The 10,202-nt window shown below is 55.1% G+C and carries 8 protein-coding genes and 2 pseudogenes; 6 read left to right on the top strand and 4 right to left on the bottom strand.

What is annotated here, in order from left to right; all coding sequences use genetic code 11:
* Positions 1 to 206 precede the first annotated feature (206 nt).
* The 3 genes from E5J99_RS20245 to E5J99_RS20255 all read left to right on the top strand — a co-directional run bounded on the left by E5J99_RS20245 (position 207) and on the right by E5J99_RS20255 (position 4,285).
* On the top strand, positions 207 to 635 hold the full coding sequence (locus E5J99_RS20245; RefSeq protein ID WP_135499630.1) for a glycine-rich domain-containing protein: 429 nt from the start codon (positions 207 to 209) through the stop codon (positions 633 to 635).
* A gap of 94 nt (positions 636 to 729) precedes the next feature.
* Positions 730 to 2,928: a peptidase domain-containing ABC transporter gene (locus E5J99_RS20250; RefSeq protein WP_135499631.1), complete on the top strand. Its 2,199-nt coding sequence runs from the start codon at positions 730 to 732 to the stop codon at positions 2,926 to 2,928.
* 55 nt (positions 2,929 to 2,983) lie between these two features.
* Positions 2,984 to 4,285, top strand: coding sequence for an HlyD family secretion protein (locus E5J99_RS20255; protein ID WP_135499632.1), 1,302 nt, complete (start codon positions 2,984 to 2,986; stop codon positions 4,283 to 4,285).
* A 17-nt stretch (positions 4,286 to 4,302) separates the two neighbouring features.
* On the opposite strand, the gene E5J99_RS20260 is transcribed toward E5J99_RS20255, so the two are convergent.
* Positions 4,303 to 5,151, bottom strand: coding sequence for a helix-turn-helix domain-containing protein (locus E5J99_RS20260; protein WP_135499633.1), 849 nt, complete (start codon positions 5,149 to 5,151; stop codon positions 4,303 to 4,305).
* 472 nt (positions 5,152 to 5,623) lie between these two features.
* Here E5J99_RS20260 and E5J99_RS20265 point away from each other — a divergent pair, with 472 nt between their 5' ends.
* Complete coding sequence (locus tag E5J99_RS20265; RefSeq protein ID WP_135499634.1) at positions 5,624 to 5,953, top strand: ASCH/PUA domain-containing protein; 330 nt, start codon at positions 5,624 to 5,626, stop codon at positions 5,951 to 5,953.
* A 241-nt stretch (positions 5,954 to 6,194) separates the two neighbouring features.
* Here E5J99_RS20265 and E5J99_RS20270 read toward each other — a convergent pair whose 3' ends face one another.
* On the bottom strand, positions 6,195 to 7,226 hold the full coding sequence (locus E5J99_RS20270) for a LacI family DNA-binding transcriptional regulator (protein ID WP_167852264.1): 1,032 nt from the start codon (positions 7,224 to 7,226) through the stop codon (positions 6,195 to 6,197).
* Between the two features lie 323 nt (positions 7,227 to 7,549).
* Between E5J99_RS20270 and E5J99_RS20275 the strand changes: the two genes are divergently transcribed.
* Positions 7,550 to 8,050 carry a COG3415 family protein gene (locus E5J99_RS20275; RefSeq protein ID WP_135499636.1) on the top strand — a complete coding sequence of 167 codons (501 nt, stop codon included), beginning with the start codon at positions 7,550 to 7,552 and terminating at the stop codon, positions 8,048 to 8,050.
* A 135-nt stretch (positions 8,051 to 8,185) separates the two neighbouring features.
* Positions 8,186 to 9,198 (top strand): annotated as a pseudogene (locus E5J99_RS22370) (transposase).
* A gap of 116 nt (positions 9,199 to 9,314) precedes the next feature.
* On the opposite strand, the pseudogene E5J99_RS21665 reads toward E5J99_RS22370, so the two are convergent.
* Together E5J99_RS21665 and E5J99_RS21670 are read right to left on the bottom strand one after the other, a co-directional pair.
* Positions 9,315 to 9,629 (bottom strand): annotated as a pseudogene (locus E5J99_RS21665) (transposase); the annotation flags it as partial.
* Positions 9,630 to 9,669: 40 nt separating this feature from the next.
* Complete coding sequence (locus E5J99_RS21670) at positions 9,670 to 10,044, bottom strand: IS5 family transposase (RefSeq protein WP_210114498.1); 375 nt, start codon at positions 10,042 to 10,044, stop codon at positions 9,670 to 9,672.
* Between the last annotated feature and the right edge of the window lie 158 nt (positions 10,045 to 10,202).

The raw sequence follows: 10,202 nt of genomic DNA on the forward strand, positions 1-10,202 counted from the left end.
CGCTATTTATGGGCCGAAACGCTTTTTGACAACTCGCCCAAGGACACCGTCCTGCTCAAAATCCCGCGCCACCAACTCCACATCTGGCAAGAGGCCCTGGCATGGGCCGCGTAGGGCTAAAGTCAAGGTTAGCACCAAGCAAATTACAGCTCTGCTCCCTGGAGCACGCCATGTCATACGAGTTTCCCAATCTTATTTACAAGTTCATGGAGAAGTACTCCATCAGCGAAGAGGAAGCTGAAAAGATATTTATGGATGTTAAAATCTGGCTGTGGCTGAACGTCAAGGCTAATTACGACGGGTTTAAAGGCCTGGCCGTCAATGACGACCTTTTCATACTGGATGAAATGTGGCACTCCTTCATCCTGTTTACGCACGAATACACGCAGTACTGCATTTCCCGCTTCGGCATATATATGCATCACCGCCCCACGACGAAGGCGGAGAAAGACGCTTTCCGACAAGTACTGCTGACCGACAAAGCCGAGGCTCTGAGAACAAAGACTGAAAGCCAAGACCAGCAGTACGAGTACGTGCTCGACATATTAGGCACAGAAGTTTTGGAGCGCTGGTATCTGTATTATCCCAACACGTATCATCGGGGAGTGCGAGAAGATTTGCGCCTTAAAGCATAAGTATATAACAGCCTGCCTGGCCGCTGGCGATGCTTGTGAGTATTAAGTTATATAGTACGGGTCGTTAGCTTATTTATAATTATTAGTGTGGCTTATGCTGAATTTTCCTTTTTACAAACAGCTTGACAATAGTGACTGTGGGCCCACTTGCCTGAAGATGATTGCCAAGCACTACGGCAAGCTTTACTCCAACGACTTTCTGCGCTCGAAATGCTTTATCACCAAAAGCGGAGTGTCGGCGGCGGGCCTGGCCGAAGGGGCCGAGTCGATTGGGCTTCGCTCCCTGGGCATTGAGGCCGACTACCAAACGCTGAGCAATGACGTACCCCTGCCGTGCATCGCGCACTGGCGCCAGAAGCACTTCGTGGTCATTCACAAAGTGAAGAACGACGTGGTGTACGTGGCCGATCCGGCCTATGGGCTGCTTAAGTATAGCAAGGAGAAATTTCTGGAAGGCTGGCTCTACGGAAGTGGAAAAGAAAGCCAGGAAGGCATCCTGCTGCTGCTGGAGCCCTCCCCGGAGTTTTACGAGCTGGATAACCCGTCCCCGAAAAAGCCCCTGGGCTTCGGGTATCTGCTACCCTACTTCAAGCCGCACTACCGCGTTCTGAAACAGCTGTTTCTGGCCTTGCTGCTGCTGAGCGTCATTCAGCTGGTAGTTCCGTTTCTGACCCAGTCCATCATCGACTACGGCATCAACTACCAGAATACCAAGTTCATCTACATCATCTTGTTTGGGCAGCTGATGCTGTTCTTTTCCCAGTCGTTTATTCGCATCGTCGTCGACTGGCTGCTGATGCACATGGGCTCCCGCATCAACCTGAGCCTGGTATCCGACTTCCTGATCAAGATCATGAAGCTGCCGACTACGTTCTTCGACTCCAAGCTCATCGGCGACTTGCTGAACCGTCTCGAAGACCACCGCCGGGTGGAGGCTTTCCTGTCGGCCGATACGCTGAACATGCTATTCTCGCTCTTTAGCCTCGTGGTATTTGGGGGCGTGCTGGCATATTTCAACCTCAGCATTTTCGTGTTTTACGCTGTGGGCACCATACTCTATATCGTGTGGGTTCTGGCCTTCATCAAGAAGCGCGCGCTGTTGGACTACGTGACCTTCGACCAGCTTTCCAACAGCCAGAGCAAAGTAATTGAGCTGATTACCGGCATGCGGGAGATTAAACTCAACAACTCCGAGAAGCGCCGCCGCTGGGAGTACGAGGCCTCGCAGGTGAACCTGCACCGCACCACTATCAAAAGCCTCACTCTGTCGCAGTACCAGCGCAACGGCGGCGTATTTATCAGTGAGCTAAAGAACATATTGATTACATTTTTCGCCGCCAAGTCCGTCATTGCCGGCGACATTACCCTGGGCACCATGCTGGCTATTCAGTTCATCATCGGCCAGCTCAACAACCCGATCCGCTACTTTATCAACTTCGTCGAATCGTATCAGCGGGCCAAAATCGGGCTGGAGCGCATCGAAGACGTGCACACCACCGACAACGAGGAAACCAACACCGAAGACAAGCTGCACGAGCTGCCCGAATGCAAGACGCTGCGGTGCAGCAACGTGTGCTTTCAGTACGGGGCCACCAACACGCCCATCGTGCTCAAGGACCTCAACATCGAGATTCCACAGGGCAAGGTGACGGCCATCGTGGGCGCCAGCGGCAGCGGCAAAACCACCCTGCTCAAGCTTCTGCTGCGCCTCTACGACCCCACGAGCGGCTCCATCAAGATCGGTAACACCAACATCAACGACATCAGCATCAAGCAGTGGCGCGACCAGTGCGGCGCCGTGATGCAGGACGGTTTTATCTTCAGCGACTCCATCGCGCGCAACATCACCGAGTCGGACCCGGAAGGCATTATTGATAGGGAGCGGCTGAAGCACGCGGTGCAGGTGGCCAACCTCACGGAGTTCATCGAGTCGTTGCCGGCCGGCTACAACACCAAGCTGCTGGCCGGGGGAATGTCGCTCAGCGGGGGCCAGAACCAGCGCATCCTCATTGCCCGGGCCGTGTACAAGAATCCCGATTTCCTGTTTTTCGACGAGGCCACCAGTGCCCTGGACGCCAACAACGAGCGGGTAATTATGAACAACCTGGAGGAGTTTTTTCAGGGCAAAACCGTGGTCATCATTGCCCACCGCCTGAGCACGGTGCAGAAGGCCGACCAGGTGCTGGTGCTGGCCGACGGCCGCGTGCACGAAATGGGCGGCCACGCCGAGCTCATCAGCAGGAAAGGGGCTTACTACGGCCTCATCAAAAACCAGCTCGAACTCGGGACCTGAAGGCCGGATCAGCCGCTGGCAGTTCATCTATTTATAGCATTATCAGGAAGTTATTATGTCGGTACGACTCAGTAAGCTGGAGCAGGTTGACGAAAAAAGTGAGTACGTCAAGGACTTTATCAGTGCCAAATCCGCCTGGTTTATCCGCAGCGGCATCTCCCTCATGGCGCTGGTCACGGTGGCGCTGCTCACCATCAGCTGTCTGGTGGAATACCCGGACAAGATTACCACCCAGATTACCATCACTACCCTGTCGCCGCCCCTGAACGTGGTAACGCAGGCCAGCGGCAACCTGCTGCTGGCCGTGCAGGAAAACCAGGTGGTACGCAAGGGCCAGACGCTGGCCTACGTAGCCAATTCGGCCAACAGCGCGGCGGTAATGCAGCTGAAGCAGGCCGTGCAGCAAGCCGACCTGAGCCAGCGCCCGGCCGCGGCGCTGCAGACCCTGCTGCAGTTTCAGCGCCACCAGCTCGGCGAAATCTACAAGGACTACTCCGAGTTGATCATCAGCGCCAAAAACGTGGTGCTTTTTGAGGACATCACCCAACTCGACCAGCAGGCCCGGCTGCTGGAGCTGGAGGTCACGAAATACCAGGCTTTTTTGCGGAAGCGGCAGCACCAGATTGGCCTGTTGACCCAGGAAACCCAGCTTGTGCAGCGCGACTACAACCGGAATGCCCAGCTGTTTGGCAAGGGCGTCATTGCCTCGGCGCAGCTGGAGGTGAAAGAGCGGGAGCTGCTGCAAGCCAAAGAAGCCCTGCAGGCCGCGTCCCTGAGCTTCAGTGAAACCGATATCCGGGTGGTGGAAATCCAGAAAGCCCTCAACGACATTGCCGTCCGGAACCAGCAGCGCCAGCAGGAGTTGAACGCCAATTTGCTGGAAGCCCAGAAAAAGCTGCTGGGCCAGATTGCGCTGTGGGAGCAGAAATACGTGCTGACCTCGCCCATGGCCGGGCGCGTGGCCTTCTTCAAGTTCTGGAGCAACAGCCAGTTTGCCACCCAGGGCGAAAGTGTGTTTACCGTACTGCCGGCCAATAGCACCGACATCATCGGCAAGGTGATTATGCCGGCGCTGAACTCGGCCAAGGTGCGCGTGGGCCAGAAAGTGGTTATCAAGCTCAACGACTACCAGTACCGGGAATTCGGCCTAGTAAAGGGCGTGGTCGAGTCTATTTCGCTGATTCCAAAAAATCAGGAGTATTCCATTCAGGTGAACTTGCCCGAAAAGCTGCTGACCACCTACAAAAAGAAACTCGCTTTCCGGACTGAAATGCAAGGCTCGGCCGAAATTATAACGGAAGAATTGCGCCTGATCGAGCGCATCTACTACCAATTCCGCGGGTTATTCATCGCCTGAGTACTGCCGCCGGGGCACTAGCCGGCCTTCTGCTCCCGGTAGGCGGTAGGCGTCTGGCCAGTCAGGCGGCGGAATGTGCGGTTGAAGTGCGACAGATTGTTAAACCCGCTAGCATAGCTCACCTCCGTAATGGGCAAGTCCTGCAACAGCAGCAGCCGGGCGTGGCTGATCCGGTACTCCTGCAGGAAATTGGTAAGCGTTTGGCTCGTCATCTTTTTGAAGTAGCGGCAAAAGGCAGGCACGGACAAGTTCGCCAGATCAGCCAGCTGCTGGACCGTAATGGGCTCGGCAAAATTTTCCTGGATATGCTGATAGATGCGCCCCAAACGCTTTTGCTCTTTTACCTGCGCGCTGGAGCTACCCATGTCGGCATGCAGCTCCGTTACGTCGGAGGCTTCGGCCAGCTGGTAGAGCAGTTGGAGCAGCGTCAGGAGGCGGCTGGCGGCCGGCTGAGTCACCATTTGCCGCAGGGCATCCCCCACCAGCGCGCGGGTCTGGGGGCCAAACGAGAGCCCCTGCGCCGACCGCACAAATAGCTGGTGTACCGCCGCCAACTCGGGCCGGCGCAAAAAGGTGTCGCCCAGGAAGTCGGCCCGCAGCTGCAGCACTATTTGCTCGAACGGGCCCTGCTGCTCGTGACTGAAGCTGAGGTGAGGCAGATTGGGACCCATAAAAATCAATTCTCCGCCCTCGTAGCGCGACACGTGCTGACCGATATGGCGGCGGCCGCTACCCTGCGGAATGTAAACCAGCTCGTATTCGGGGTGGTAATGCCACAGAATTCCGCCTACTTCTGCCTCCGTATAATGGAGTAGCGTGAAGGAGCTGCCGACAGATGGTTGGATGGGTTCGAATTCCAGCTTCATACTTTGTTAACACATAACGTGGCCGTAATACAGATACGCGAACCAATTTAGTCAATATAGCATTACAAGTAGCTAACCGCAGGCCCATAAGTGGTTGATCGACACGGTATCTTTGTCCTAGTATTTTGCCTCGTCATGCCGTACCAGCAACTCAATGGCTCGCAAATACTGCTTTGTTTCAAATGGGCCCGCTAAGCGGTAACACTTTTTTCTTCTCCATAGAATGTCTTCCGTGCTGCACATCGCTCCGGAACATGAACTCCAGAGTTTTCTAGCGCTGTAAACAGCTCAAGCAGAAGCCTGATGACAACACATTGCCGACAATCGTCACGCCTCTACCACGAGAGCTCTGAAGCCGCCACGCACCTAAGCAGTTGCTAGCCCGGTAAGCGGATGGTACCGCCTCCCCTTCCTTGTGTCAACTGGTCGTCTGATTCACCCAGCTGCTTTTTGTCCCAATCCTCCCAAACGCATGAACACGACTTATTCCATTGCCGAATACAGCTCACCGCCGCATCAAACCCACGAACTGAAAATCTGGCCAGCTTGCTTTACTGCCGTAGAATCGGGCGTGAAGCCTTTCGATGTGCGGGAAAATGACCAGGATTTTCAGGTCGGCGACGTGCTGCTACTTCGCGAATACGAACCGACGACCGACCAGTACAGCGGCCGCACCGTCACGCGAGCCGTTAGCTACGTGCTGCTGGGCGGCACTTTTGGCCTGGAAGCCGGCTGGTGTGTGGTAGGTTTTGGAGCCCAACCGCCCCTGCTTCCCGGAATCAATGATACGAAGCTGTGGTAAATCTACGGCAGCTACCTGTTCTAACAGCCAGTTTTCCCGGGTAAAAGCTGCTTACTTTTTCACCTTACCCTTTTTTCACTATGCACATTCCCCTTATTTGGCACCTGTCAGCCACCGATAGTTTGCGCGCCTGGCGCCACCTCAGGCTCTTTTCTCTGCGCGTCGTTTCATCTTTCCGAAAACCCAAAAAAGCCTGGTCATATTGAACCAGGCTTTTTTGTTCTCACTGCTTGTTGCCTTGCTACTGCAGCATACTCCGTTGCGACGACTCCCGAATCAGCAGCTTGGGCTGCAGAACCACTTGGCGCGGAGCCACTTTCGTGGGGCCTTCCTGTATCATCTCCAGCAGCATCTGCACGGCGGTGCGGCCCATTTCCTCGCACCGCTGATCCACTGAGGTCAGCATGGGCTCGGTCAGCGAGTCGAACAGCTCGTTGCTAAAGCCTGCAAGGGCTACATCCTGCGGAATGCGCAGCCCCCGGCGCTTCACCACCTGCATGGCCCCTACCAGGGCCAAATCGTTACACGAAAAAACAGCATCCAAGTGCGGGGTCTGGTCGAATAATAACTCCATCCCCTGACGGCCATCCTGAATCGAGAGGTCGCTGAAATGCAATAGCAAAGGGTCGAGCGGCAGATCGTGCCGCTGCAGTGCGTCGGCGTAACCCTGATACCGGTTTTTGCAAATATTCAGATGTTGTGGCCCGCCGAGGTGCGCGATACGACGGCAGCCTTCGGCAATCAGGTGACTCACGGCTTCGTAGCCTCCTTGGTAGTCATTGAGCACTACGGCGCTTACGTCCGTATTTTCTACCACCCGATCAAACAAAACCAACGGAATTTCCCGCCGCCGTACTTCCTCCAGATGCCGGAAGTCGTGGGTAGAAAGTGACAACGAAAGCAAAATACCATCAACCTGCGCATTGAGCAACGTTTCGATGTTCTTCTGTTCCTGTGCGGCATCTTCGTTCGACTGACAAATCATCACATTGAAGCCCGCCTGGTTGGCAATAGTCTCAATACCCTTCACAACCAAGGCAAAAAACTGTCCGTCGATGTGTGGTACGACTACCCCCAACGTGTTGCTACGTCCCTTGCGCAGGGCTGCCGCCAGCTGATTGGGCTGGTAGTTGAGGTGTCGGGCCAGTTCCCAGACGCGCTTCTTCGTAGCGTCGCTGATGCGGCTATGGTCGCTCAGAGCCCGCGAAACGGTCGAGACGGATAAGTTCAGCTGAGCCGCAAGATCTGAAATGGAAGCGCGATGGATAGACACAAAGGCAGGGAAAAGGAAAAGCAAGTTCGCATAATTCGGCCAACCTATTGGCCAGAAGATGCGCATCCACATTTTTCTGTCGGGAAATTCGGCATGGTACTGCTTACAGAGAAGTTTACAAGTACTGCAAAGTGAATAGATCTAGACAATTGCGCAAACGTTTGCACAATTGTTTTCAACTTCTTACATTCGGCTCTTCAAAATAACTTTTTCGATAAGCAAGCACCTTTTGTACTAGCCACTCTCTGTAACTACAGAGCAAGGCGATGCAATGGTGTTTCGGGCCATTTCTCATCACCAGCCGCATTTGCCAGTTTAAGTCCATGGGTCGTCATCGTCATTCCTTGAGCCTGTCACGCAAGCAACAGGCCTACCTCGCCGATTTTATCAGTTCTGATATTGTCTCCAAGCAGCAGCGCAACCGTGCTCAAGTATTACAGCACTGGATAGCCGACCTTTCAGTCCAGGACTCCGGCGATTTGCTAGGGTTAAGTATCGACCGAGTGTATAGCATGCGCCGAGCGTATTCGCAGCAAGGCTTCAGAGATTATCTCCACGCCGTACCTCGGTGCGGTGCCCCAAACAAGCTCACGCCAAAATTGGAAACCCTCCTGCGCCGCCTGACGCAACAAGCCGCCGTAAAAGGCAAGCGCCTGACGTTATCGTTAATTGCCAAACGGGTGGTGGAATTAGGCTACGCCGACCGAATCTGCACCGTAACCGTGCAACGTGCACTCAAGCAGGTCAAAGCCACTAACTCTATCGACCAATCCTCATTCACTATGCCTCAGAGTTCCCGTATTCCTGAAGAGCAAGCGGCTTAACGACACGGTAATAGTAGTTGAAAACCCCAGCGCATCTGGATGCGCTGGGGTTTGCTTTGCCCTAAACCAACGTATGCAGTGATATGATAATAGGACTTACGCACTTGGTAGTAACTTGAGTAAAAGCCTTGGGTAGTGATGACGCAAGCCACCTACATCGAGTATCTGCTCAGTACACCCCGCAACTATACAGGCACGCACTTAGCCGAGCACCTTTCGCACGTGAGCTACGACCAAGTCAACCGTTTTTGCGCCGTGGTTTGTTTTCATCTACGCAGTTGCGGGAGTTATTCTTGCCCTTGCTGAACGATTCGCCCGAGGCCTTTTTGCCGGTGGATGACAGCGTGCAGGATAAGCGCTATGGCCGCTTGATCGAGGTGGCCAAGCGCCAGTACTCGGGCGATGAACATGGGCTAGTCACGGGTATTTGTCTCGTCAACCTAGCGCACAGCAGCGGAAAGCCCGGCGATTTTCTGCCCCTAGACTACCGTGTGTATGCTCCAACTGGATGGATAGAGCAAAAACGAGCACTTTCGGCCGATGTCCATCCACGTCGTGACCGAGCATAAAATCCAGGCCCGCACCCTTCTGTTTGATGCCTTAGTATAATGGTAGCGACAACCTGAAATCGATTCGCCGCGCCGGCTGGACGTTTTTCACAACCCGGAAAAATAACCGGTTGGTGAGTGCCCACAAAGAACTTGGCTACCAGCCCCTGGCCGAAGTCGGACCGCCACCGGATGAGTGGAGAACGGGACTGGAAGTAAGCTTACAGCCGCGTGCCGTTTGCAGGGCGATTGTTCAAGCCGGTCGCCATGAGCGGCGACATTGAATGGGGCATCACCATCAATAACTTCACTGTCACGCTGACGCAATTGATGGAAGCGACGACCCGCACGCGCTGGCAGGTGGAAAAGGTTCTCCGCAGCTTCAAGCAACTCATCGGGGCCGGGCGGTGCCAGTGCCGCCGCGCCCAGCCTCAGCGCAACCACTTGGCCTGCTGTTACCTAGTCTAGGTGTCCTTGCACTAGTTTACCCGAACAACTGTCCAGACTGTTGACCAGGCACACTAGCAGAAGTGAGCACCCTACTTGTGCCAACTGCTCGCCAAGGCCCTTATTCCCGTATATCTGCCTACAAATGCGTAAGTCTTGGATAAGTGAAAATGGCAGCTGTTTCGGTTTGCTTCGCAAAGGTTACACTACTTTTAATCTTTTTTGCTAAGCAACACACCCATAAATGTTATCTTAGGTTGTACGGACAATTAGCGCAGCCACAGTAAGGCGGACACGAAGTGGAGCATACCCAGAAAACTGCTGGCCGTCTTATCGTAGCGCGTGGCTAGTCGGCGCAACTGCTTGAATCGGCTGAAAAAGCGCTCCACTTTGTTGCGGTCACTATACAGGTTACGGTCGATGACGCGAGGCACGAGGCGGGTTTTCTTACTGGGAATGACCACCTCGGCCCCCAAGTCTGCGACCAGTTGCACGACCCGGTTGGTATCGTAGCCCTTGTCGGCTAGCACGTAGCGCGCCCCACCCGCTGCCCGCAACAACTCGCCCGCCCGGTCGCAATCCGCCTGTTGGCCCGGGCGTCGACCACGGCGTGGATTTTGGTGGTCAGCCCACCGCGGCTGCGGCCGAGGCCTTCGTCGCCGACGCGGCTTTTTTTCGGCTGCCCGCCGCCTGTGCGTGCGCCCGCACCACGGTCGAGTCCAGCATCACCCAGTCCAAATCCGGTTCTTGCAAGGCCTCGAACAGCCGTTGCCAGATGCCTTTTTGCGCCCAGCGCCGGCTACGCTTGCGCAACGTGTCGTGCTTGCCAAAGCGCGCCGGCAGCGCCCGCCACGCGCATCCGTGGCGCGCCACCCAGAACACGGCGTTCAGAAACAGCCGGTTATCGGTGCCCGTACGCCCCACGTCGCCCGCTTTGCCGGACAGATGCGGCGATATCGCCGCCCAGGCCTGCTCACTAATCTCATCTATACTCTTCACGACGCCAAAGATAATTGTCCGTACAACCTAGAGCAGGCTGGTTGTCTGACAATTTTAATGTTCACCCTGAAATGGCCATGACCCGCAGCCGCAGATGCTGAAAACCAGGCATGCCAAAGGCGCATCGACGAATACTTCGGACTAGATTATTGAGTACC

Source organism: Hymenobacter elongatus (genome assembly GCF_004745955.1).
Taxonomy (GTDB): Bacteria; Bacteroidota; Bacteroidia; order Cytophagales; family Hymenobacteraceae; genus Hymenobacter; species Hymenobacter elongatus.

Bases quoted from the DNA above. Each gene is read 5' to 3' on its own strand.
- E5J99_RS20245 (WP_135499630.1), top strand. From the start codon at position 207: ATGGAGAAGTACTCCATCAGCGAAGAGGAAGCTGAAAAGATATTTATG.
- E5J99_RS20260 (WP_135499633.1), bottom strand. From the start codon at position 5,151: ATGAAGCTGGAATTCGAACCCATCCAACCATCTGTCGGCAGCTCCTTC.
- E5J99_RS20265 (WP_135499634.1), top strand. From the start codon at position 5,624: ATGAACACGACTTATTCCATTGCCGAATACAGCTCACCGCCGCATCAA.
- E5J99_RS20255 (WP_135499632.1), top strand. From the start codon at position 2,984: ATGTCGGTACGACTCAGTAAGCTGGAGCAGGTTGACGAAAAAAGTGAG.
- E5J99_RS20250 (WP_135499631.1), top strand. From the start codon at position 730: ATGCTGAATTTTCCTTTTTACAAACAGCTTGACAATAGTGACTGTGGG.
- E5J99_RS20275 (WP_135499636.1), top strand. From the start codon at position 7,550: ATGGGTCGTCATCGTCATTCCTTGAGCCTGTCACGCAAGCAACAGGCC.